This window comes from Methylobacterium longum (assembly GCF_022179385.1).
Lineage (GTDB): Bacteria > Pseudomonadota > Alphaproteobacteria > Rhizobiales > Beijerinckiaceae > Methylobacterium > Methylobacterium longum.
The window spans coordinates 1-22,920 of record NZ_BPQS01000070.1 but is presented as its reverse complement, the minus strand read 5'-3'; the positions used below and the strand labels follow the sequence as shown (position 1 = coordinate 22,920).

The 22,920-nt window shown below is 70.7% G+C and carries 25 protein-coding genes; 10 read left to right on the top strand and 15 right to left on the bottom strand.

What is annotated here, in order from left to right; all coding sequences use genetic code 11:
* A partial coding sequence (locus tag MFF58_RS32520) for a 1-deoxy-D-xylulose-5-phosphate synthase N-terminal domain-containing protein (protein WP_308445491.1) occupies positions 1 to 153 on the bottom strand: 153 nt, incomplete at its 3' end.
* Between the two features lie 446 nt (positions 154 to 599).
* Here MFF58_RS32520 and MFF58_RS29325 point away from each other — a divergent pair.
* The 3 genes from MFF58_RS29325 to ettA all read left to right on the top strand — a co-directional run bounded on the left by MFF58_RS29325 (position 600) and on the right by ettA (position 3,991).
* Positions 600 to 1,493: a DNA/RNA non-specific endonuclease gene (locus MFF58_RS29325; RefSeq protein WP_238293503.1), complete on the top strand. Its 894-nt coding sequence runs from the start codon at positions 600 to 602 to the stop codon at positions 1,491 to 1,493.
* A 9-nt stretch (positions 1,494 to 1,502) separates the two neighbouring features.
* Positions 1,503 to 1,808 (top strand): hypothetical protein, encoded by a 306-nt coding sequence (locus MFF58_RS29320; RefSeq protein ID WP_238293501.1) that lies wholly within the window; start codon positions 1,503 to 1,505, stop codon positions 1,806 to 1,808.
* Between the two features lie 530 nt (positions 1,809 to 2,338).
* Entirely contained in the window at positions 2,339 to 3,991 is a 1,653-nt protein-coding gene (gene ettA, locus MFF58_RS29315; RefSeq protein ID WP_238293499.1) for an energy-dependent translational throttle protein EttA, read from the top strand.
* A gap of 39 nt (positions 3,992 to 4,030) precedes the next feature.
* On the opposite strand, the gene MFF58_RS29310 is transcribed toward ettA, so the two are convergent.
* Positions 4,031 to 4,978: an NAD-dependent epimerase/dehydratase family protein gene (locus tag MFF58_RS29310; protein WP_238293497.1), complete on the bottom strand. Its 948-nt coding sequence runs from the start codon at positions 4,976 to 4,978 to the stop codon at positions 4,031 to 4,033.
* A 497-nt stretch (positions 4,979 to 5,475) separates the two neighbouring features.
* Between MFF58_RS29310 and MFF58_RS29305 the strand changes: the two genes are divergently transcribed.
* Both MFF58_RS29305 and MFF58_RS29300 read left to right on the top strand, forming a co-directional pair.
* Positions 5,476 to 6,657: an OpgC family protein gene (locus tag MFF58_RS29305; protein WP_238293495.1), complete on the top strand. Its 1,182-nt coding sequence runs from the start codon at positions 5,476 to 5,478 to the stop codon at positions 6,655 to 6,657.
* Between the two features lie 28 nt (positions 6,658 to 6,685).
* Positions 6,686 to 6,877 (top strand): DUF2256 domain-containing protein, encoded by a 192-nt coding sequence (locus MFF58_RS29300; RefSeq protein ID WP_238293494.1) that lies wholly within the window; start codon positions 6,686 to 6,688, stop codon positions 6,875 to 6,877.
* A 42-nt stretch (positions 6,878 to 6,919) separates the two neighbouring features.
* Here MFF58_RS29300 and MFF58_RS29295 read toward each other — a convergent pair whose 3' ends face one another.
* From MFF58_RS29295 to meaB, 6 genes are all read right to left on the bottom strand, one after another.
* Complete coding sequence (locus MFF58_RS29295; protein ID WP_238293491.1) at positions 6,920 to 7,519, bottom strand: nucleotidyltransferase family protein; 600 nt, start codon at positions 7,517 to 7,519, stop codon at positions 6,920 to 6,922.
* The gene (locus MFF58_RS29290; RefSeq protein WP_238293490.1) at positions 7,512 to 8,555 is read right to left on the bottom strand and encodes a molybdopterin-binding protein; all 1,044 of its coding nucleotides are present in this window, start codon (positions 8,553 to 8,555) and stop codon (positions 7,512 to 7,514) included. Before MFF58_RS29290 ends, MFF58_RS29295 begins: the two co-directional genes overlap by 8 nt.
* A complete protein-coding gene (locus MFF58_RS29285) occupies positions 8,552 to 9,253 on the bottom strand; it encodes an XdhC family protein (RefSeq protein WP_238293488.1) in 702 nt (233 codons plus the stop codon). The genes MFF58_RS29290 and MFF58_RS29285 overlap by 4 nt, the downstream gene beginning before the upstream one ends.
* Complete coding sequence (locus tag MFF58_RS29280) at positions 9,253 to 9,576, bottom strand: XdhC family protein (RefSeq protein WP_238293486.1); 324 nt, start codon at positions 9,574 to 9,576, stop codon at positions 9,253 to 9,255. Before MFF58_RS29280 ends, MFF58_RS29285 begins: the two co-directional genes overlap by 1 nt.
* A gap of 159 nt (positions 9,577 to 9,735) precedes the next feature.
* Positions 9,736 to 10,113 (bottom strand): CsbD family protein, encoded by a 378-nt coding sequence (locus MFF58_RS29275; RefSeq protein WP_238293484.1) that lies wholly within the window; start codon positions 10,111 to 10,113, stop codon positions 9,736 to 9,738.
* 140 nt (positions 10,114 to 10,253) lie between these two features.
* On the bottom strand, positions 10,254 to 11,240 hold the full coding sequence (gene meaB / locus MFF58_RS29270; RefSeq protein WP_238293482.1) for a methylmalonyl Co-A mutase-associated GTPase MeaB: 987 nt from the start codon (positions 11,238 to 11,240) through the stop codon (positions 10,254 to 10,256).
* A gap of 189 nt (positions 11,241 to 11,429) precedes the next feature.
* Between meaB and MFF58_RS29265 the strand changes: the two genes are divergently transcribed.
* Positions 11,430 to 12,458, top strand: coding sequence for an alpha/beta hydrolase (locus tag MFF58_RS29265; protein ID WP_238293480.1), 1,029 nt, complete (start codon positions 11,430 to 11,432; stop codon positions 12,456 to 12,458).
* A 16-nt stretch (positions 12,459 to 12,474) separates the two neighbouring features.
* On the opposite strand, the gene MFF58_RS29260 is transcribed toward MFF58_RS29265, so the two are convergent.
* Complete coding sequence (locus tag MFF58_RS29260) at positions 12,475 to 13,359, bottom strand: transglutaminase-like domain-containing protein (protein WP_238293478.1); 885 nt, start codon at positions 13,357 to 13,359, stop codon at positions 12,475 to 12,477.
* 249 nt (positions 13,360 to 13,608) lie between these two features.
* Here MFF58_RS29260 and MFF58_RS29255 point away from each other — a divergent pair, with 249 nt between their 5' ends.
* The 3 genes from MFF58_RS29255 to MFF58_RS29245 all read left to right on the top strand — a co-directional run bounded on the left by MFF58_RS29255 (position 13,609) and on the right by MFF58_RS29245 (position 15,700).
* Complete coding sequence (locus MFF58_RS29255; protein WP_238293477.1) at positions 13,609 to 13,944, top strand: hypothetical protein; 336 nt, start codon at positions 13,609 to 13,611, stop codon at positions 13,942 to 13,944.
* 69 nt (positions 13,945 to 14,013) lie between these two features.
* Complete coding sequence (locus MFF58_RS29250; protein ID WP_238293475.1) at positions 14,014 to 14,526, top strand: tellurite resistance TerB family protein; 513 nt, start codon at positions 14,014 to 14,016, stop codon at positions 14,524 to 14,526.
* A 109-nt stretch (positions 14,527 to 14,635) separates the two neighbouring features.
* Positions 14,636 to 15,700 (top strand): alpha/beta hydrolase family protein, encoded by a 1,065-nt coding sequence (locus tag MFF58_RS29245; protein WP_238293473.1) that lies wholly within the window; start codon positions 14,636 to 14,638, stop codon positions 15,698 to 15,700.
* Between the two features lie 174 nt (positions 15,701 to 15,874).
* Here MFF58_RS29245 and MFF58_RS29240 read toward each other — a convergent pair whose 3' ends face one another.
* Positions 15,875 to 17,056: a pyridoxal phosphate-dependent aminotransferase gene (locus MFF58_RS29240; RefSeq protein WP_238293471.1), complete on the bottom strand. Its 1,182-nt coding sequence runs from the start codon at positions 17,054 to 17,056 to the stop codon at positions 15,875 to 15,877.
* A gap of 23 nt (positions 17,057 to 17,079) precedes the next feature.
* Positions 17,080 to 17,271, bottom strand: coding sequence for a hypothetical protein (locus MFF58_RS29235; protein ID WP_238293469.1), 192 nt, complete (start codon positions 17,269 to 17,271; stop codon positions 17,080 to 17,082).
* Positions 17,272 to 17,443: 172 nt separating this feature from the next.
* Here MFF58_RS29235 and MFF58_RS29230 point away from each other — a divergent pair, with 172 nt between their 5' ends.
* A complete protein-coding gene (locus MFF58_RS29230) occupies positions 17,444 to 17,746 on the top strand; it encodes a hypothetical protein (RefSeq protein ID WP_238293467.1) in 303 nt (100 codons plus the stop codon).
* Positions 17,747 to 17,758: 12 nt separating this feature from the next.
* Here MFF58_RS29230 and MFF58_RS29225 read toward each other — a convergent pair whose 3' ends face one another.
* The 4 genes from MFF58_RS29225 to MFF58_RS29210 form a co-directional block, all read right to left on the bottom strand.
* Positions 17,759 to 19,153: an ATP-binding protein gene (locus MFF58_RS29225; RefSeq protein ID WP_238293465.1), complete on the bottom strand. Its 1,395-nt coding sequence runs from the start codon at positions 19,151 to 19,153 to the stop codon at positions 17,759 to 17,761.
* A 288-nt stretch (positions 19,154 to 19,441) separates the two neighbouring features.
* The gene (locus MFF58_RS29220) at positions 19,442 to 20,227 is read right to left on the bottom strand and encodes a 3-hydroxybutyrate dehydrogenase (protein WP_238293463.1); all 786 of its coding nucleotides are present in this window, start codon (positions 20,225 to 20,227) and stop codon (positions 19,442 to 19,444) included.
* Between the two features lie 77 nt (positions 20,228 to 20,304).
* Entirely contained in the window at positions 20,305 to 21,795 is a 1,491-nt protein-coding gene (locus MFF58_RS29215; protein ID WP_238293462.1) for a sensor histidine kinase, read from the bottom strand.
* The gene (locus MFF58_RS29210) at positions 21,792 to 22,487 is read right to left on the bottom strand and encodes a response regulator transcription factor (protein WP_238293460.1); all 696 of its coding nucleotides are present in this window, start codon (positions 22,485 to 22,487) and stop codon (positions 21,792 to 21,794) included. The genes MFF58_RS29215 and MFF58_RS29210 overlap by 4 nt, the downstream gene beginning before the upstream one ends.
* Between the last annotated feature and the right edge of the window lie 433 nt (positions 22,488 to 22,920).

Genomic DNA, 22,920 nt, shown 5'->3' with positions numbered 1-22,920 from the left:
GCCGCCCGTGATCGACACCGCGTCGATCATCTCGGCCCGAACCGCCTCCGCAACGGCCGGAAGCTCCGACTCCGGAAGACCGCGCAACGCCGCAGGATTCGGGACACGGTCCAGCAACGCCGATTGCTCAGGTGATATCGCCAATGGTCGCATCCGCTCGTTCGAGTGTAGCGACGGCCCCGCCGCGAGCCCTGGGCCTCCGCGACGCCAGCACCCAGGGACACGCGTTCATGCTAGAACACGCCCGTCCGCCGCTGTCATGATAGTGCCAGTTACGGACGATCGGCGGCGCGATCAATGTCGGGCCCGCGTTTTTTTCAATCACGTGCCCTCAGCGCCACAAGAGGTCCGCCTTTGAGCCCGGCTCGTCTGTGCACAATCCTGCTCACGTACGCGATTACCGCAGGCGGCCAAGCTTATGCGGAGCCGCGGCCGCCGGACGGCAATCTCGACTTCCTCTGCAACTTCCTGGGCGATTGCCCGAATCGGGTCTCGCCGGGAGGGCCCGACCGCGATGCGCGGCCGTTCGGCGGCACCCTCAGCCGCCCGTGCGCATGGCGGACCCGACCGACGCCCGAGGGCCCGCGGCGGGTGCGCGCATGCTGGTGAAGCGGCCCCGGGGTCTGATCGCCGCGGGCCTGGTCCTGGCGTCCATCGGTGGGGCGCCCGCCTCGGCCGACGATGCCTGCCCCGGCCTATTCGCGGACGGGCGGGTCCCGGTGCTCACCAACCCGAAGCTGGCCGTACGCACGGTGCCGCTATGCTTCGAAGCCTTCGCGGTGCTGCATTCGGGGGTGACGCGCACGCCGCTCTACGCCGCCGAGCACCTCACCCGCGGGAGCGTCGCCGAGGCCCGGGCGGTGGCGCGGGACGATTCCTTCCACGAGGAGAGCCGGCTGCCGCCGGACGCGCGCGCGTCTCTGGAGGATTACGTCCGCAGCGGCTTCGATCGGGGACACCTCGCGCCGGCCGGTGACATGCCGACGGTGAGCGCCCAGGCGGAGTCGTTCACCTTCGCCAACGTCGTGCCCCAGAATCGGGTGCTGAACCGCGGCCTGTGGGCCGATATCGAGGAGGGCGTGCGGCGGCTCGCGACGCGGCGGGGTTCGGTCTTCGTGGTCACCGGCGCAATCTTCGCGGGAGACGCAGTGCAGCAGATCAAGGGCGGCGTCCTGGTCCCGACGCAGTTGTTCAAGGCGCTCTACGATCCGGAGACCGGCCAGGCCGGCGCCTATCTCGCGCCGAACGACGGGTCCAGGGATTGGCGGACGGTCCCGATCGACGACCTCACCCGGGCCTCCGGCATCGACGTCTTCCCCGGCCTTCCGGCCGCGGCCCGCACTGCCGCGCTGACCCTGCCCGATCCGGACGACTCCGCGCACTCGGGCGCGCACCGGCCGCGACGCGAGGAGACGTGGCAGGACTGGCTCCAGCGGGAGGGCAGCCGCGTCCTGCGCAAGCTCGTCCGCGACGTTCTGCGTGCGATCTTCTGAGAGGGACCCATGGCTCAAGACAAGCGGGACGGCCGGACCCGGCCTTCGGGTGCCGGTCAGGACCGGTTCGAACCCTTCGCCGACGACGCCTCGGTGCGCAGCATCGGCGCCCTGTCCTTCGAGAACGGCACCGATCGAATCGTCCTGCACGGGTCCCTCGACCTCACGCGGGACGAGGCGGGCCTCGCGCAGGCCCGACGGCTCCGGGAAACCCTGGAGGCGATCGTGCGGGCCCTGGAGGCGGGGGACCTTCCGGAGGCGGTCGCGGAGGCGCCGGAGCCCAAGCCGAAAACGGTCCGGAACCCCTTCGCCTGAACCGGACGCGCGCCCCGCTCCGGGGCGGAGCCTTCGCGGTCGCGGACCGGTCCGGCTCAGCGGCCCCTCCGGCGTTCCGAAGCCCGGGTCTGCGACGCGACGGGATCGGCACGCGATCCGGGCGAGCGGCCCGGGTAGGCTCTCGGACCGACGATCTGCGGCTCCGCCGTGATCCCGGGGCCGGAGCGCGCCGCGGGATGGCTGGGGTCGCCCGATCAGCCTGCGGCCCGGCAACGGGGGCGGGCCGTGTTCCGGGGCGCCGCCGGCGGGCCCGGCCGCGGGCTGACGGAGTCGGGGCCGGCGGGTGAAGGCAGCGCCGAAGCTCGGGCGAAGAACGGGATTGTCGGACGCGATTGCCCGGCGTGCCGAGGCCGGCAACCTTGCCGCTGCCCGGCGGGCCTGATACTCGATCAGCGTCATTCTAAATCTTGAGGGACGTGCGTACAGGACGGGTGCCATGGCCCCGCACCTGACCCGTGCCGCTGGCACGCACCGCGCATTCCCGCACATCACGCCGAGGACGATCCGCGATGGCTCGCGAATTCATCTACCACATGCGGGGCCTGACCAAGGCCTACACCGGCGGCAAGAAGGTCCTGGATAGCGTCAACCTGTCCTTCTACCCCGATGCCAAGATCGGTGTCCTCGGCATCAACGGCTCCGGCAAGTCGACGCTGCTCAAGATCATGGCCGGCCTCGACAAGGACTTCACCGGCGACGGCTGGGTGGCCCAGGGCGCGCGCGTCGGCTACCTGCCGCAGGAGCCCCAGCTCGATCCGAACAAGAGCGTCCGCGAGAACGTGATGGAGGGCGTGGCCGAGAAGCAGGCCATGCTCGACCGCTACAACGAGCTCGCCATGAACTACTCGGAGGAAACCGCCGACGAGATGACCGAGCTCCAGGACCGAATCGAATCGCTCGGTCTCTGGGAGCTCGACTCGAAGGTCGATCAGGCCATGGAGGCCCTGGGCTGCCCGAGCGATGAGCAGCCGGTCGCCACCCTCTCGGGCGGCGAGCGCCGCCGCATCGCCCTGTGCCGCCTGCTCCTGTGGGAGCCGGAGCTGCTGCTCCTCGACGAGCCGACCAACCACCTCGACGCCGAGACGGTGAACTGGCTGGAAGGTCACCTGCGCCAGTACCCGGGCGCGATCCTGATCGTGACCCACGACCGCTACTTCCTCGACAACGTCACCAGCTGGATCCTGGAACTCGATCGGGGCAAGGGCATCCCGTACGAGGGCAACTACTCGGCGTGGCTGGTGCAGAAGCAGAAGCGCCTGGAGCAGGAGGGCCGCGAGGACATGGTCCGGCAGCGCTCCATCGCCCGCGAGCAGGAGTGGATCGCCGCCTCCCCGAAGGCGCGCCAGTCGAAGTCGAAGGCGCGCATCACCCGCTACGAGGAGCTGGTCGCCAAGCAGAACAACAAGGTGGACGCCTCCGCGCAGATCGTCATCCCGATCGACGAGCGGCTCGGCAACAACGTCATCGAGTTCGAGAATCTCAGCAAGGCGTTCGGCGACCGGCTGCTGATCGAGGATCTCTCGTTCAAGCTGCCGCCGGGCGGCATCGTCGGGGTGATCGGCCCGAACGGCGCCGGCAAGACGACCCTGTTCAAGATGATCACCGGCCAGGAGAAGCCCGACAGCGGCAAGATCGACGTCGGCGAGACGGTCAAGCTCGGCTACGTCGACCAGTCGCGCGACGCCCTCGACCCGAACGCGACGGTCTGGCAGGAGGTCTCGGGCGGCAACGACATCATCTATTTCAACAAGCGCGAGATCAATTCGCGCGCCTATTGCGCGGCGTTCGCGTTCAAGGGCCCCGACCAGCAGAAGAAGGTCGGAACCCTCTCGGGCGGCGAGCGCAACCGCGTCCACTTGGCCCGCACCCTGAAGGGCGGCGCCAACGTGCTGCTCCTCGACGAGCCGACCAACGACCTCGACATGGAGACCCTGCGTGCCCTGGAGGACGCGCTAGAGGATTATGCCGGCTGCGCGGTCATCATCAGCCACGATCGCTGGTTCTTGAACCGTATCGCCACCCACATCCTGGCCTTCGAGGGCGACAGCCACGTGGAATGGTTCGAAGGCAACTTCTCCGACTACGAGGCCGACAAGGTCCGCCGTCTCGGAGCGGATTCGATCATGCCGAAGAAGATCAAGTACAAGCGGTTCTCGCGCTGATCGCGGCGCGCCCACCCGGGGATGCCCGCCATCCCCGGGTCAGCCGTTCCGTGACCGCGCCTCCGCGAGGATCGCCGACAGGCTGCGCGTGAGCGGGATCATCGGCTTCCAGCCGGTGGCCGCCGCGAAGGCGGCCGGGTCGCAGCCCTCGCTGCGCACGCCCGCCGGCCGGACCCGTTCGTCCCTCACCCGGATCGTGAAATCCGCATCCGTCAGGGCACGAAGGGCGTCGAGGATGTCCGAGACCGGCGTCACGGTGCCCGATCCGACGTTGAAGATGCCGCCATCGGGCAGCTCGTCGATCCGCGCGATCACTTGCAGGCATGCCGCGGTGAAGTCGGCCACATCGAAGAAGTCGCGCCCCGCCGAGAGATCGCCCACCTCCACGACCGGCGGAGCCTCTCCGCGCTCGATGCGGGCGATCTGCCCGGCGAAGGAAGCGACCACGAAGGTCTCGCTCTGCCCGGGCCCGATGTAGTTCGACGGCCGCAGCACGAGGTGCTTCACGCGGGCGTTGGCTAGCACATCGCGCAGGATGTACTCGCAGGCGTTCTTGGTTCGCCCCGAGATGGTGTCGGGTCGCGGCGTCACGCTCTCGTCGGGACGCGCGCGGTCGCGGAACGCCTCGCCGTAGACGACGGTCGAACTCAGGAAGACCAGGGCCGCGCGGGTCCTGGCCACCGCCTCGGCGAGGTTCAAGGTTCCGAGCAGGTCTGCCCGCCAGGCATAGGCCGGCGTCTCGCTCGACCGCGCCACGGAGGCCAGGGCGGCGAGATGGAAGACGAGGGTCGGCTCGAAGGCGGCGACCGCCTCGGCGAGCCGGCCGGCATCGAACGGATCGACGGCGAGGAAGGTCACGCCGTCGAGGGGCGGCTGCGCGCTCCGGTCGATGCCGAGGATTCGGCTGCCGGCCGGGAGCCCCCGCCGCAGCGCCTCGAGCAGGCGGCGGCCGAGATAGTCTCCGGCTCCGGTGACGAGGACGCGCATGAACCCAGCCCCTCCCCGGCATGGTCGGCGGCGGAAAGCCGGGTTCGATCCGCCGCGTCTATACCGGCCGCGGTCGCGACGCGAGGGGCGTCGCGGCGCGCCGAGGCGCCGAGGATGCCGGGATACGCGGGGGTCGTGCGGCACGATCCGAAACCACCGTCCGTGGTGGGGACTTGGCGTCGGCGCTCGCCTCGCTCCGGCGCCGGGCGCGACGTCGGGTCCTGGAACGGTGAGGCTTCGCGGAACGTCCTGTCGTCGGAACCTCGGATCGCGTCGACAGAGGACGACCGTGTGACACCATCAGCGTCGACCGGCAGCACAGACCCGGCGGATCCCGGGTGCTCGCCGGGATCCGGCGCGGCGGTGCCGGTGTCCACATCTGAACAAAGGCGCGTGATCGGCGCACTCTCCGGCAGCGTCCGCGCTGCAGTGCGGTATCATCCGACCGCGGCGGTCCGCGCCGTCTTCGCCCTGCCACCCTGCCGGTGACGGTCCGTGTGACGAACATCGACGCGCTCGAGCGGCCTTCGGATCCCGGTCGGCTGCGGCCGGCCCCGCAGTCGCCCCCTCAGGACAAGCCCGCCAAGCCGGTCCGCGACGCGCGGGTCGACGTGCTGCGCGGCTTCGCGCTGCTGACGATCTTCGTCGATCACATCCCCCGCAACGCGCCGGCCTTGTTCACGCTGCACAATTTCGGGTTCTCCGACGCGGCCGAGATCTTCGTCCTGCTCGCCGGGTACTCCTCGATGATGGCCTACGGAGGCCTGTTCCAGCGGGCCGGGATCCGCAGGACGCTCGGCCGGATCGGCAGGCGCTGCCTGCGCATCTACCTGTTCCAGGCGGGCCTTCTGCTCGCCACGCTGATCATCGTGCGGATCTGGATGGATCTCACCGGCCTGACGCCGCGCTTCGGCGTCGCGCCGCTGATCCAGATGGGGCTGCTGCCTGGCCTCCTGCGCGGCCTCGCCCTGAACGCGCTGCCCAACTACCTCGACATCCTGCCCCTCTACATCCTGCTGCTCGCCCTGTTCCCGCTCATCTATTTCGGGCTGCGGCGCGGCGTCTGGGGCGTGCTCGCCCTGTCGGGGACCCTGTGGCTCGCCGCCAACCTCGATCATCAGTTGAACCTGCCGAACGCCGCGGCGGTGGATGACGGGTGGTACTTCAACCCGTTCGCGTGGCAGTTCCTGTTCGTGATCGGCGCGGCCCTGGCGCTGGCGATCCGCTCGGGCGGCGGCCTCCTGCCGCGGCGGGGCTGGGCCGTGGCGACCGCCGGGGTCTACCTAGCCTTCGCCCTGTTCCAGGGCGGATCCTGGGCCGAGTGGAGCCTTCCGAACCTCAGGCCGCTGGCGATCGACGTTCCGGACAAGAGCCACGTCGGCCCCTTGCGCCTGCTGGACATCCTCGCCCTGACCTACCTGCTGTTCAGCGCGCCCGCGGTGGGGCGCTTCTGCCGGCACCCCTCGCTCCGCCTGATCGATGCCTGCGGCCGACACTCGCTGGAGATCTTCGCGGCCGGCTGCCTGGCGGCGCTCATCGGCCGCATCCTCTACCGCACCTTCGACGCCACATGGGCCCTGCAGATCGCCGTCAATCTCGGTGGGATCGCGGTCATGCTCGGCTTGGCAAACCTTCTGGACGCCCGGCTTCGCCGAACGGCACCGAAGCCGGCAGGCTGAGCGGGCCGTACGACGCGGGAGAGGGATGATGCCGCCGATGCGCCGCAAGGCCGATCTGCCGCAGAAGGTCTGCGTTCAGTGCGGCCGTCCGTTCGCGTGGCGCAAGAAATGGGAGCGCGTCTGGGACGAGGTGCGCTACTGCTCGGACCGGTGCCGGGCCGAGGCCCGAACCACGCGCAGGGGCGACACGGCTGAGAACAGCGCGACAGAGGAGACGTGATACCGGGCCGGATGGGACGGTTGCGCACGCGGCGGTGCCCCGTCAGACGGCGTGACCGCCGAGGGCGGCGAGGCTGGACGGCGTGTCGATGTCGAGGGCCGTCGAGGGATCGCCCGGGATCTCCAGCACGTCGGTCCGTCCCCTGAGGAGCGGTCCCGCCCCATGGTCGCCCTGCAGCCGGGCGATATCCGGAGCCAGACGGCGCAGGTTCAGCAGCACCGGGTTCCCGCGCCGTCCGTCCTGCACCGGGACCACGGCGACCGGCAGCGGGGCGGCGCCCGCGAATGCCTCCACTAAGCGGTCGATATGGGCGGCGGTCACGCACGGCATGTCGCCGAGCACCACCACGGCGGCGCTGCAGCTGGGAGGAAGTGCCGCGAGACCGGCACGCAGCGAGGTTGCGAGGCCGAGACGGTAATCGGGATTGACGGCGTGGATCAGGTCGAGCCCGGCCAGCGCGGCCCGGACCCGGTCGGCATGCGCCCCGAGCACGGCGATTACCGGACGCGGCCGGGCGCCGAGGGCGGCTCCGGCCGCGTGACGCACCAGCGGCACTCCGTCGAGGAGCGCGAGCAGCTTCGGCTCAGGGCCGAACCGGCTGCCGAGTCCCGCGGCGAGAAGAATCGTGCCGACGTCAGGCATCCGGCGACGGGTCCGCGTCGGCCGCCGTCGCCGCACCACCGGCCCGGGGCTGCGGGCGCGAGACGATCTCCATCAGGAGCCCGCCGACGCCCAGCGCGACGATGTCGGCCCGGGTCACCGCCAGATCCGCCAGGAGGCGGTGCAGGATCCAGTCGAAGCCGTTCTCCTTCGGTGAGCGCGCGCAGCCCGGCGCGCCGATCACCGGCACTCCGCCGCGGCTCCCGACGAGAAGCAGGTTTCCGGGATCGACCGGCATCCCGAGATGCGCGACGCTGCCCCCCGCGGCCTCGATGCCAGCCGGAATGACGTCGCGCCGGTCGGCGATGGCCGAAGCGCCGAACACCACCACGAGATCCGCCCCGTCGCCGTCGATCGCGTGGGCGAGAGCCGTGGCCACGGCCTCGTCCGCGTGCGGCACCCGGATCTCGCGGACGATCGCGGACCCCGTGGGGGCGAGGCGCTCGGCGAGCACCCGGAGGGTCTTGTCGATGGTCGCCTCCTTGAGGCTCGGCAGGCGGGTCGAGATCACGCCCACCCGGCGGCGGCGGTATGGGGCGACCGCGAGGGCCCCGCCCGCGGTCGACGCGCAGGCGCGGGCCAGCACGCCCCCCGGCACCGCGTAGGGGATGATCTTCACGGTAGCGACCATCTCGCCGGCCACCACCGGCTTGAAGCGCGGCAGCGTCGCCACCGTCACGGCCTCGTCGACGGCGTTGACCGCGTCGATGCGGGCGGGATCCAGGACGAGCACCCCCGCCGTTTCGGCGAACAGGTTGCAGCGGCCGGTGAAGGGCGCCTCGACGCGCAGGTTCGCCCCGGCCAGGTGACCGGCGAGCTGCGCGGCGGCGGCGTCCTCGCCGACGTCGCCGGGCTCCAGGGCCGCCGCGACGATCTCCGACAGGCCGGCCCGCGCCAGGGCGGCGGCGGCATCGGGGTCGATCACCGACCCCTTGCGCAGGGTGACGTCCGCACCCCGGACGGCGTGGGCGCTGATCATCCCGGCGGCCTCGGCGACCGGCACGGGACCGAACCTCACGCGGCCTCCGGGCGGGGTGCGCGGCGCAGGGCGGCCACGACCTCCGCCAGGACGGCGAGCGCGATCTCGGCGGGGCTCACCGCCCCGATCGCGAGCCCGATCGGCGCTCGGATCCGGCCGATCTGCTCCGGGCTGAAGCCGGCCGCGCCGAGCCGGGCCACCCGCGCCGCGTGGGTCTTCCGCGATCCGAGGGCGCCGACATAGAAGCACTCGGCCGTCAGCGCCGCCTTCAGTGCGGGATCGTCGATCTTGGGATCGTGGGTCAGGGCCGCGAGTGCGCAATAGCGGTCCAGCGGCGGCACGCGGCTCCCGAGCACGGCCTCCGGCCACTCGGCCACGAGTTCGACGCCGGGGAAGCGCTCCGGCGTCGCGAAGGCGGTGCGCGGGTCGATCACCGTGAGCGCAAGATCGAGCGCCGCCGCCATCGGCGCCATCGCCTGCGAGATGTGGACCGCCCCGATCACCACGAGCCGCACGGGCGGCACCTGCACGGTGAGGAACAGTGTCCGCCCGTCAGCCTCCACGAGGCCGCTCTTGGCCGACGCGAGGTGCTTGCCGAGCACCGGGCCAAGGGGATCGCCTGCGATCTCCGCCTCGCGCACGAGGCGCTGGCTGCCGTCGGCGATGTCGGTGACGAGGATCGCGGCCCGGCGCGCGGCGCGCTCGGCATTGAGGCTTGCCAGGATGTCGGCGCGCATCAGTCGAGCCGCTCGACGAAGACACGGATCCGGCCGCCGCAGGACAGGCCAGCCCGCCACGCGGTCTCGTCGGCGACGCCGAACTCGAGGACGCGCGGTGCACCGGCTTCGATCACTTCGATCGCCTCGGTGATCACGGCCCCCTCGACGCAGCCCCCCGAGACGGACCCCAGCAAATTGCCTGCCTCGTCGACGACGAGGTGGCTGCCCACGGGCCGCGGCGCCGATCCCCAAGTCTCGATCACGGTGGCCAGCGCCACGGCGTGGCCGTCGCGTCGCCAGGTTTCGGCGGCGGCGAGGATGTCGGTATCGGTGCTGAGCATGGCCAGAGAAGCCTTGGGCGGGCGGGCGCCCCCCGCATCCATCAGGTATGGCCCGGGCGGCGCGATGCAAGGCACATCGCAATGAGGCACATCGCGATAAGGCACCCCCGGTACCGTCCTGGCGCGGCCCCGCCCGTATTCGGGCGAGGCCGCGTCCGGTCAGCGGCGGCTGTGGATCAGGAGGGCGAGACCGTAGCCCACCGCGCCCGCGATCAGCAGCGCGACGAGGGGATTCTCCTCCACCCGGGCACCGACGGCTTCGCGGCCGTCGCGCAGGTAGGAGCCGCCCCGCTCGTAGACGTCGCCCGCGACGTCCCGGGCCCGCGCGGACGCGTCGCTCGCGTAGTCGCTCGCCTGATCGGCGATATCCCGCGCCTTGTCCTTGGCCTGTCCGTAGACGTTCTGCGCCTGACCCTGGGCGTCGCGGAAGCGGCCTTCCACAGAGTCGCGATTCGAGCCGACGAAATCGCCGGCCGCACTCTGAACCTTGCCCGCGGCTTCCTTGGCGCCGCCGACGATCCGATCCGTATCAACCATGGCACTCTCCTGGACGTGAGCACGGCGCCGCGACGGGGCGCCGCTCGATACGCCGTCGTCCACTCGAACGCGCGAGATCGCGTTTGTGCCCCGCACCGCCGCGGAATTTGTGTGCGCCGGGCGCGGCCGGGCCGGCCCCGTCAGAGGCCGATCAGTTCGGCGATGGCGGCCGCACCCGCGGCCGGAGAGGTCTCGCCCCGGGCCACGCCCGCCTCCGCCTCGGCCGTGCGGCGCCGAACCTCCGGGGAGCCGACGAGGCGTTGGTGCAGGCGCTCATCCACCAGCGCCCACATCCACTTCACGTCCTGCGTCCGGCGCTTCGCCTGGATCTCGCCGGTGGCGGTGAGCTTGCCCCGATGGTCGACGATCTTCGCCCAGAGCGCGTCCAGCCGCAGGTTGTGGAAGCCCGAGATCGTCACCACGGGCGGTGTCCACGTCGCCGAGGCCGGGGTGAGGATGTGCAGCGCCGCCCGGTATTCCGAGGCCGCCGCGTTGGCCCGCTGCTCGGCCTCGCCCGCATCCGCCTTGTTGACCGCGATCATGTCGGCGAGTTCGAGGATGCCCTTCTTGATACCCTGGAGTTCGTCGCCGGCGCCGGGCAGCATCAGCACGAGGAAGAAATCGGTCAGGTCGGCCACCGCGGTCTCGGATTGGCCGACCCCCACGGTCTCCACCAGGATCACGTCGAAGCCCGCCGCCTCGCAGAGCAGCATGGTCTCGCGGGTCTTGGCCGCCACGCCGCCGAGCGTGCCCGAGGACGGAGACGGGCGGATGAAGGCGCCCGGGTCGTGGGCGAGCCGGGCCATCCGGGTCTTGTCGCCGAGGATCGAACCGCCCGTGCGCGAGGAGGACGGGTCGACTGCCAGCACCGCCACCTTGTGGCCGGCCTCCGTCAGGTTCGAGCCCAGAGCGTCGATGGTGGTCGACTTGCCGACGCCCGGGACGCCGGTGATCCCGACCCGGATCGCCTTGCCGGTTTGCGGCAGCACGGCGTCGATGAGGTCCGACGCGAGGGCCCGATGATCGGCGCGCTTCGACTCGGCGAGGGTGATGGCCCGGGCCAGGGCGGCGCGGTCGCCGCCCAGCAGGCGCCGGCGCAGGCTCTCGATGTCGATGGTCGGCGTCATGCATCCTTCATGGCGGTGACGAAGGCTTCCGTCGAGGGGGCTACCGGTCCGAGGCGACGGCGCAGGCCTGTGTCCGGACGACCACAAGGGAAACCTTGTCGGTTCTCCACAGGGATCGGCCGGCGGCGCGCCCCGCCAAGGTCATGATCCTGCGCCACGAGGGAGGCCCCGCCCGAGCGCCCCTGGATCATGCCGGAACATCCCGTCTCACGCCGCGCCCTCCTCCAGATCGGTGCCCTCGCGGGTGCCGCAGGCCTCGCGCCGTCCCTCGGCGCCTGCGTCACCGACAACCTCGGCACCGGACCGTCCCTGCCCGAGAAGCAGTCGGCGCTCGACGTCATGCCGGTCCTTCTGGTCGCCACGACGCGCAAGCCCGTCGGCAGCCCGCCCAGGCCGCCGTATTTCAGCAGCGATCGCGGCCGCGGCCTGAGCTTCGCGGAGGTGCGCCTGTCGCCCCCCGACCGGTCGCTGCTCGGCAAGGTCTCGTCCGTCATCACGGGCGATTGGACCATCGGGGCCGTGCCGAAGGCCGAGACCGGACCGGGCGCCGCCGAGGCCTTCGCCCAGGCGGCCCTGGGACGCGACGTGCTGATCTACGTTCACGGCTACCGGGAATCGTTCGAATCGGCTGCCGTCAGCGCCGCGCGTCTGTCGGACGGGATCCGCTTCCGCGGCGTCTCGGGCCTGTTCACGTGGCCCTCCGCCGCCGCGACCTTCGACTACAACTACGATCGTGAGAGCGCCCTCTGGTCGCGCGACGCCTTCGAGGACCTGCTCAAGGCCCTGGCCGCGTCGCCGAGCGGCGGCCGGATCAACATCGTCGCGCATTCGATGGGCACGCTCCTGACCCTCGAGACCCTGCGCATGCTCCGCGCCGAGGCCGGCGAGGCGGCCATGGCGCGCATCGGCGCGGTGGTGCTGGCCGCGCCCGACATCGACTTCGACCTGTTCTCCAACGGCGTCGCCCGACTGGGACCCGACGTCGCGAAGATCACCGTGATCTCCGCCACCAACGATCGCGCCCTGGAGCTCTCGGCGGCGCTGGCGGGCGGCGTCCGGGCCGGCGCGGTCGACCGGGCCAAGCTGGAGGCGCTGGGGGTGCGCGTCGCCGACGCCTCCGATTACGGCGGCGGCCTGATCAACCACGACCTGTTCCTCTCGAACCCCGAGGTGCAGGGGGTGGTCAAGCGCGCCATCGCCCGCGGCGCGGGGGTCTAGGACCGCGGCCCGGCGGTCACCCGGTCCGGGTCGCCATGCTCTGCGGCGGCAGGGGCTCCTCCGGCAGGACGGAGGCGTCCCCGGAGACGTCCAGATGGTCGATCCGGTCGGCCCAGACTCGGAAGCCCACCAGGGGATTCGGACCGAACGTGTGGGTCAGCGGAACGTCCGCGGCGTCGCGGCCGTAGGCGACCATCACCCGGCCGATCCGCGGGGCGTTGTTGCGCGGATCGAACACGTGCCACCGTCCCCCGAGGTAGACCTCCATCCAGGCCGCGAAGTCGCCGGCCGGATGGGGCTCGAGTTCGCCGATGAAGCTGACATAGCCCGTGCAGTAGCGAGTCGGGATGTTGAGCGCGCGACAGAAGGCCACGGCGAGGTGGGTGAAATCGCGGCAGACCCCGCGACGGCCGGCATAGGCATCCTGCGCCGTGCGATCGCCGTGGGCGAATTCATAGCCGAAGGCGATGTGGCCGTGCACGAAGTCGCAGACGGCCTGCACCCGCGCCCAGCCCGGCTCGGTATGGCCGAACAGCCGCCACGCCTCGTCCGCCAACAGATCCGATTCGCAGTAGCGGCTGGGCAGCAGGAACACGAGCGTCTCGGCCGGCAGTGACTCGATCGCGTGCTGCCCGGCCTCCGGCACGACCGGATCCGGGCATCCGTCGTCGCCGATCACCGCGTCGGTCCCGATGGTGAAGCTCCCGGCCGGCGCGGTCAGACGACCGCACAGGTTGCCGAAACCGTCGTGATAGAGATCCACCGGCACCGGGGGCTCGGTGCGGAGCGTGTCGCGCGCCTCCAGGGCGCCGGCCCGGGTGGAATGCACGTTCAGCATGACCACCATCGGTACGGGATAGGGAAAGGCGTAGCGCATCTCGCAGCCGAGCCTGATCCGCATGCGCGGCGATCCTTCTTCGCGTCTGGTTTCATCGCGCCCTCCACCCGGCAGGATCCGCGCCACGGCTTTCGGGGCGGCTGCGTCGGGATGGGCTTGGCGGGCGTCCGGTTCACCCCTACAGCATCCGCGCGTGGCGCCGATGGCTGCCGGAAGGGACGCCAGCGTTTCTTACCGGGGCAGCGCGTCGCACCCGTGCGCGATCCCGCTGACCGGGCGCGCCAGAGGACGGTTACGAGAGGGATGCCGGCCATGTTCACGCTCGAGATCGACGGCACCGCCGTTGCGGTGATCAACAGCGACGAGGCGTCCGCCAAGGACCTCTTCACCTGCGCGGGCTTCAAGGAAGACATCCGGACCATGACGAGCGACGGCAAGCCGCTCTGGAACGGCACCTCGGCGCTCAAGGTTCGGGCCGCCACCGAGGACGAAGTCGAGATCTTCGAGGATGCGCTGGCGGAGGACGACGGCGAGGGTGAGTTCAAGGACGATGCCCACCACGGCGACGCCGACTCGGACGACGAGGACGAGGCCGACATCGTGTTCCTCGTGGATATCGACGAGGACGAGGATGAAGCCGACGCCTGAGGGCGGCTGAACCCGAGCGCCTCCCGGGTGGTTTCCGATCGGATTTGGATTGGATCCCGGGAGGATGGCATGGCGGACAGCGGGCGGATCGTCGACGCGCTGGTGCGCGCGCGGCGCGGCGGGCTCACCGCGGGCGCCGCACTCAGTGGGCTGGCGCTGATCGGCGGACTGGCCTACCGGGCGCTGCGCGGCACCGCACCGCCGGAGACCGGCGGACCGGATTTCACCCGGGTCGCCGAGGACGAGGCCCGGCTGATGCTCCGGGTCATGGTGGCGGCGACGACGGCCGACGGGATGGTCGACGCCGCGGAGCGCAAACGCCTCGACGCGGCCGTGGCCGAGGCGGGCCTGGATACCGACGGTCGGTCCTGGCTGGAGCGCGAACTCGCCAATCCCGCCGATATCGACGAGATCGCAGAGCGTGTGTCGGGACCCGATGCGGCGGCGCGGATCTTCGCGGCGGCCCGGCTCGCGATCGATCCCGACACGCTGCAGGAGCGGCAGTTCCTCAAGATGCTGGCCGAAGCCCTCGACTTACCGCCCGGGGCCACCGAACGCGTCGAGCGCGACATCGCGGCCTGATCGGCAAGCGGAGAAGCTCGACTGCCGCCCATCGCGGTCGAGCTTCATGCTAGGCACTCGGATCATGGCACGGCCCGGGCGTGCCGTTAGCGGGGAGACGGGACATTTCATGCCAGGATTGTCAGTGCCCGCACTGGTGCGCGCCCGGCGGATGGCCGGCGCTCTGGTCGCCGCCATGCTGATCTCGGGCGGACCCGCCCGCGCGGCCGATCCGGCCCCCGGCCCCCTGACGATCGCCGAGCAGGGCAGCTTCTTCGTCGGCGGCCGCGACATCCAGTCCGACACGCTCTCGACACTGCCGGCCTACGCGCCCTCGGGCACGATCAGCGTCGACCAGATCTACGTCCGCTACCAGATCCCGGTGAGTTCGGGCCGTCCCCCGCTGGTCCTGATCCATGGCTGCTGTCTCACCGGCAAGACCTGGGAGACGACCCCTGACGGGCGCATGGGCTGGGACGAGTTCTTCGTTCGCCGCGGCTTCCCGACCTACGTGATCGATCAGGCCTGGCGCGGCCGTTCGGCGGCGAGCCCGTCCCAGATCAACGCGGTGAAGACCGGGCGCGCCGAGCCCAACACCCTGCCGCCGGTCTTCTCGGCCGGGCGCGAGCCGGCCTGGGCGATCTTCCGGTTCGGGCCGGAATACCCGAAGGTCTTCCCCGGCATGCAGTTTCCGCTCGAGGCCCAGGGCGAGTTCTGGAAGCAGATGGTGCCGGATTGGTCGGCCGCCCTGCCGGTCCCGAACCCGACCGTGCCGGCCCTGTCGGACCTCGCCAAGCGCCTCAAGGGCGCGGTGCTGGTCTCGCACTCACAATCAGGGATCTACCCGTTCCAGACCGCCGCCCTCGATCGCACGGGCATCCGCGCCCTCGTGGCCATCGAGCCGGCCGCCTGCCCGGATCCGGCCAAGGACGACCTCGCCCCCTACCGGGACCTGCCCATCCTGGTGCTGTTCGGCGACTACGTCGACGCCTCGTCCCGCTGGGCTCCGCGGCTGAAGCAGTGCCGCAGCTTCGTGGCGGCGGCGAACGCGGCGGGCGGCAAGGCCGAGCTGATCCTGCTGCCGGAGATCGGCATCCACGGCAATTCGCACATGCTGATGCAGGACAAGAACAGCCTCGACATCGCGGACTGGCTGGCCGGCTGGATCGACAAGCGGGCGCCGGGGAAGTCTTGAGGCGCGCGGCCCGGGCGGTCCCACTCAGCCCCTCATCCTGAGGTCCCTGCGCCAGCGAGACTCGCAGGAGAGTTCCAGGATGCGCGCAGCCGGCCTGAGAACTCCTTCGAGGCTGCCGCTCGCTCCCGCGCCTCAGGCTGAGGGGTTCGGAACGAGGAGACCCGTTGGGAAATCTCAGCCGGGTTTCCGCTCGCTGAGGAACGTGCCCATCCGCTCCAGCGCGCGGCGGATGTTCTCCGCCGAGTTGGCGTAGGACAGGCGGATATAGCCCTCGCCGTGAACGCCGAAATCGGGACCGCCGATCACCGCGACCCCCGCCTCCTCCAGCAGGGCTGACGCCAGGGCTTTGGCCTTCCAGCCGGTCCGCGAGATGTTCGGGAACGCGTAGAACGCACCCTTCGGGGCGATGCAGGACACGCCCGGCAGGGCGTTCAGGCCGTCGACCACGATCGCCCGGCGCCGGTCGAACTCGGCGACCATCTCGGCCACGCAATCCTGCGGGCCGTCGAGAGCCGCGATGCCGGCCCACTGGGTCGAGGCGTTGACGCAGGAATGCGCGTTGACCGCGAGCTTGCGGGCGGCCTCATAGAGCGGCTTCGGCCAGACCGACCAGCCGAGCCGCCAGCCGGTCATCGCGTAGGTCTTTGAGGCGCCGTCGAGGTAGACCAGCCGGTCACGGATCTCGTCGTATTTCAGCAGCGAGTGATGCGCCTCGCCGTCATACGTCATCGTGCCGTAGATCTCGTCCGACAGCACCGCGACGTCCGGGTGTTCGGCGAGGCCCTTCACCAGGGCGTCGATCTCGGCCCTCGGGGTGACGCCGCCGGTGGGGTTGGCCGGCGAGTTGACGATCAGCAGCCGCGTCTTCGGCGTGATCAGCGCCAGGGTCTCGGCCGCCGAGAAGGCGAAGCCGTTCTCCTCGCGGATCGGCACCGGCACCGGCGTCGCGCCCGTGAACTCGATCATCGAGCGATAGATCGGGAAGCCTGGATCCGGATACAGGATCTCGGTCCCGGGGGCGCCGAACATCAGGATCGCCATGAACATGGTGACCTTGCCGCCCGGCACGATCATCACGGAATCGGGCGAGACCTCAACGCCGTGGCGACGGTGGATGTCGCGGGCCACCGCCTCGCGCAGCGGCGGGATGCCCACCGCCGGTGTGTAGCCGTGATGCCCGTCACGCAACGCCTTGATGCCGGCCTCGACCACGTGGGCGGGCGTCGGCATGTCGGGTTGGCCGATGCCAAGGTTGATCACGTCGCGCCCCTGGGCAGCCAGGGCCTGGGCGCGGGCCAGCACCGCGAAGGCGTTCTCCTCGCCGATGCAGGAGAAGGCCGGGACCACGTGCAGCATCGCGCCCTCCGGGAGGTGTTGTGTCAGTGCTTGGTGCGCTCGGCGAGCTTCATGGCGCCGACCGACATCGCCACGGCGATCGCGCCGAGGATCACGAAGGTCTTGACCGAGGCGTAGAACAGCGCCGGCTCGATGCCCGTGTCGGTGTAGAGCACGAGGCCGATGGCGGCGAGCGGCAGGGAGATGAGGATCAGGAGGGGGACGAGCGGGTTCATAATCGGCACTCAAATCCGGCGCGCGGGCGTCCGCGGCTCATAGCGCGCCTCCATACCATCCTGCCGCGAAGGTTGGGACCCCGGGGGATGCAGTTTTTCGCCGGAGCGTCGGGTCACTCACCGATGCGCAATCATTTGGCGCGATATTGTCATCCTGGGAGGGCAGGCAAGTATGCGCCGATCGACGGTCTCGTGGGGCGGCGCAGATGGCGCCTCCAGCAAAGGTCCATCCAGCATCGACAGGCTCGCCGTCCATATCGGCAAGCTCCTGCGGCATCCTGCCTATCGGCGCGAGAGCATCGTGAGCCCGCTCCTCCGGCGCCACCTACCCTACGATGCGGGCTACGCCTGGAACGACGAGGCCGGCCTGCGCAAGCGCCTCGCGGCGGCCGGCCTCGACGAGGCGAGCCTCGATCACCTCATCCGCAACGTCCAGGCCGAGGCCCTGCGCCTGCGCCGGCCGAGCGACACCTGAACGGCGGCCGCCTCAGGCCGGCACCCGCACCGTCGCCCGCAGGCCGCCCAACGGACTGTCGTGCAGGACGATGTCGCCGCCATGGGCACGGGCGATATCGCGGGCGATCGCCAATCCCAGGCCGGACCCACCGGCATCTTGGCGGGCGTCGTCGAGGCGCACGAATGGCTTGAACACCTCCTCGCGGCTCTCGGCCGGGACGCCGGGCCCGTCATCGTCGATGGAAACGTAGAAGGCGCGGGCCTCGAGCCGGCCGGAGATCGCCACCGTCTCGCCGTGGCGCGCCGCGTTGGAGGCGAGGTTGAACAGGCAGCGCCGGAAGGCCCCCGGGCGGACGGTGACCTCCGGCGCCCCGACGAGGTCCACGGCTGAGACGTGCGCGCCGAGGCGCTCGACGTCGGTGCGCAGATCCTCCAGCAGGGCGCGCATGTCCGTGGGCGTCGCCGGCTCGGCGGAGTCGCCGCGGGCGAAGGCGAGGTAGCCCTCCAGCATCCGGCTCATCTCGTCGACGTCGCGGCTGAGATCTTCGATCTCGCTGGTCTGCTCGAACAGGGCGAGCGACAGGCGGAAGCGGGTGAGGATGGTGCGGAGGTCGTGGCTGACGCCGTTGAGCATCGTGGTGCGCTGCTCCATGGCCCGCTCGATGCGCCGCTTCATCTCGATGAAGGCGTGGCCGGCCTGCCGCACCTCGCGGGCCCCGCGCGGCCGGAACTCGATCTCGCGGCCCTTGCCGAACCCCTCCGCCACGGCGGCGAGCCGGAGGATCGGCTTGATCTGGTTGCGCAGGAACAGGATGGCGACGCCGAGCAGCACCAGCGAGGAACCGATCATCCAGACGAGGAAGATGTGGGAGTTCGACGCGTAGGCCTGGCTGCGCCGCGCGGTGATCCGCATCACGCCGTCAGGGATCGCCACGCGGATCTCGATCAGGTTCGAGCGACCGACCGTGTCGATCCAGAACGGGCGGCGGATCTGGCGCTTGATCTCGTCCGAGAGGGCCTCGTCCAGGATCGAGAAGAACGGCCGGGGACCCGGGGCCGGCAGCTTGGCGCCCTTGAGGATGTCGAGATCGAGATTGAGGCGCTCGCCGGCGATGCGCGAGAGGATTTCGGCGTCCTTGTCCTGCGGATAGCTCTCGTAGATGTCGATCAGCGCGGCGACGTCGGCGGTCACGGCGGCCGAGAGGCGCTTGGTCACGAGCTGCCAGTGCCGCTCCATGAAGGTGTAGGCAATCACGGATTGGAGCAGCACCACCGGCGCGATGATGATGATCAGTGACCGGGCGTACAGGCCCTTGGGAAGCACGTCGCCGACCGCCCGGCTGACGCGCTTCCAGAGCCGGTGCGGGCCCGAGCGCGGGGGATCCTTGCGCAGGGCCCGCGCCAGGGCGGCCTCGTGCGCGTTCATGGGACGGGGCGCCCGGGCCGGGCCGGCCCGCGCGCGCGATAGCAGATCGGTTGACGGGTAGACCGTATGGCGGCGGACATGGTGCGGGCGGCTGCGGGAGGCCGACCCGTTATCGCATCCGCGTCGGGATCGGCCAAGACGGGCGATCGAGGCACGGCTCCGACCGCGGGAGCCGTGCGCTGGGGTCCGTCGCGTCCTTTCCCCGATACGGGCTCCGGTCGGAACGCGGGAGGATCCGGGCTGCCGGCCCCGACATTGGCCCGGACATCGGCCGCGTGGCGCCGTGCGCTACTGCGCCGTCCAGCCGCCATCCATGCTGATGTTGGCCCCGGTGATCTGGCTTGCCGCATCGGAGCACAGGAACACCGCGAGCGCGGCGACCTGATCGACCGTGACGAACTCCTTCGTCGGCTGCGCCTTGAGCATCACGTCCTCGATCACCTGCTCCTTGGTCAGGCCGCGGGCCTTCATGGTGTCGGGGATCTGGGCCTCCACCAGCGGCGTCCAGACGTAGCCCGGCGAGATGCAGTTCACCGTGATCCTGTGCGGGGCGAGTTCCAGCGCCGCCGCCTTGCTCAGACCGGCGATCCCGTGCTTGGCGGCCACGTAGGCCGACTTGAACGGTGAGGCCACCAGCGAGTGGGCCGAGGCCGTGTTGATGATCCGGCCCCAGCCCTTGGCCTTCATGCCGGGGATCGCGGCGTGCATCGTGTGGAAGGCCGAGGACAGATTGATGGCGATGATCTGCTCCCACTTGTCCGCCGGGAACTCCTCGATCGGCGACACGAACTGGATGCCGGCATTGTTGACCAGCACGTCGACGGACCCGAACGCCTCGTTCGCCTCGCGCACCATGGCGGCGACCGCCTCGGGCTTGCTCATGTCGGCCGCCGAGTAGCGGGCCTCGACCCCGTAGGTGCCCTCGATGCCGACCCGCGCCGACTCGATGGCGTCCGCGTCCCCGAACCCGTTCAGCACGATGTTGGCGCCCTCCGCCGCCAGCGCGCGCGCGATGGCGAGCCCGATACCGCTGGTGGAGCCGGTGACGAGGGCGGTTTTGGTCTTGAGAGTCATGGGGCCTCCTGGGACACGGACGCGCCTCGGATCGGGGCGGCGCCCGCGGGGGACGGTGCGCGGCCCTAACTAGCGCGTCAGGACGGTGCCGGCACAGGCCCGGCCGATGGCGGTGCGTCCGGGATGTCACCGGTCTCGGGAGCGGCCTGTGCCGGGACGGCGATCTCCACCCGCAGGCCCGGGGCGTTGTCGGCGAGGCGCAGCGTCCCCTGATGCAGGCGCACCACCGCATTGACGAGGCTGAGGCCCAGCCCGAAGCCCGGACGCGAGCGGGCATCCTCCAGCCGCACGAACCGGTCGAGCACGCGGCCGCGCTCCGCCTCCGGAATGCCGGGCCCGTGATCGGAGACCGCGAGACGGATCGAATCCCCCATCCGCCATGCCTCGAGGGTGACGCTGGCCCCTCCCGCATGCGAAGTGGCCCCATATTTCAGGGCGTTGTCGATCAGGTTGGCCAGGGCCTGCCCGATCAACTCGCGGTTGCCGGCGATGATCAGGCCGTCCTCCGCGCGCACGTCGAGGACGAGTCCCCGATCCTCTGCGACGGCCTCGTACAGGTCGCCGACGCCCCGAACCGTCGGGGCGATGTCCAGCGGCAGGAGGATGTCCCGGGCACCGCCCGCCTCCAGCCGGGCGATCATCAGAAGGGCGTTGAACACCCGGATCAACCCGTCGCCCTCGTCGATGACGGCTTCCAGGGCGGCGCGCAGCTCATCCGGCGAGCTGGCGCGGCGCAGGGCCTCGTCGGCACGGTTGCGCAGGCGGGTCAGCGGCGTCTTCAGATCGTGGGCGATGTTGTCGGAGACCTCGCGCATGCCGCGCATCAATTCGCCGATGCGCTCCAGCATCAGGTTGAGGCTCGAGGCGAGGCGATCCAGCTCGTCGCCGTTGCCCGCCACGTGGAGCCGTCCGTCGAGGTCGCCCGCCATGATCGCCCGGGTCGTTTGGGTCATGGCATCGACCCGGCGCAGGACGCGGCTCGCGGCGAGCCACCCGCCGATGACGCCGAGGATCACCACCGCGGCCAGCGCGGTGACGAAGGCCCGGCCGATCACCGCGCGGAGTCGGTCCCGCTCTTCCGTGTCGCGGCCGACGAGGAGCCGGAACCCGCCCGGCAGGGTGAAGACGCGCACGATCGCCCGATGCGCCTCGGCATCCGAATCGTTTCGGCCGTAGCGGGTCTCGCTCTGGCCCGGCGTCGCCAGCACGGCGGCGGGGACGTAGCCGACGTTACCGACCACATGGTCGCCCCCGGCCGTGGTCACGAGGTAGAGCGAGGCTCCGGGCTCGCGGGAGCGCCGCTCCACCACGGTGATCAGGCGGCGCAGGCCGCCGGTGTTGTACTGCTCGGACAGGCCGTTGATCTCGGCGTCGATCGTGGAAACGATCTGGTCATCGAGCACCGCCCGCGCATTCCATGCGACGTAGCCCAGCGCCAGGAAGGCGCAGAGAGCGAAGATCGCCAGGTACGCCAGCGACAACTTGAACGCGGTGGTGCGGAACAGCTTCTGGATGCGGGCCGCACCGGTCTCGCCGGGTACCGAGGCGTCGGCCGCCGACGCGCTCACCCGGCGGCGCCCTCGTCGACGCGCAGCACGTAGCCGGCCCCGCGCACGGTGTGGATGATCGCGGTCGGGAAGCCCTTGTCGAGCTTGCCGCGCAGACGCGAGACGTGGACATCGATGACGTTGGTCTGCGGGTCGAAGTGATAATCCCAGACGTGCTCCAGCAGCATGGTCCGGGTGACCACTTGGCCGGCATGCCGCATCAGGTATTCGAGAAGCCGGAACTCCCGCGGCTGCAGGGGGATCTCCAGACCCGCCCGGGTCACACGATGGGACAACCGGTCGAGTTCGAGATCACCGACCCGATACCGGGTCTCCTCGGCGGTGCCCTGTCCCACCTGCCGTCGGGCCAGGGCCTCGGTGCGAGCCAGCAATTCTGAGAAGGCATAGGGTTTCGGCAGGTAATCGTCGCCGCCGGCGCGGAGACCCTTCACCCGGTCGTCGACCTGCCCCAGCGCCGACAGGATCAGCACCGGCGTCGCCACCTTCTGCTCGCGCAGGGAACGGATCAGCGACAGGCCGTCGAGCTTCGGCAGCATGCGGTCGACGATCAGAACCTCGTAGCCGCCCTCCTGCGCCAAAGCGTAGCCGTCGAGCCCGTCATGCGCGCTGTCGGCGACATGTCCGGTCTCACGGAACGCCTTGACCAGGTAGGCTGCGGCCTCCCGGTCGTCCTCGATGATGAGCAGCCGCATGGACCCGCTCCATAGCGCGCTGCGCCGAACGGGGGAATGTGCTTCCGTCGCCATGGCCGAGCCACTCCCCTCCCCTCTCGCGGGTTGAACGGGCCGGGGCATCGGGTGACGCCTCGGCCCGTTCCGAAGCCGCGTCTTGGAGCCTCGGAGGGCACGAGGTTCGATGCGCCGCTTCGTCCGCGATCCTGAAGATCGACGGCGTGGCTAACGTGGCCCTTCCCCGATTACGGGAGGTTCGCGGGAAGATGACTTCGCGGTAAGGCCCGGCCGAGCGGGGTGCCAAACGCGAACGGGCCGCCCCATGAGGAGCGGCCCGTTCGCGTCGGTGTTCGTGAGGAGGGAGGGGTTGCGATGGGCGGGTCTGGCGGCGACCGACTCTCCCGTGTCTTGAGACACAGTACCATGGGCGCTGGCGTGTTTAACGGCCGAGTTC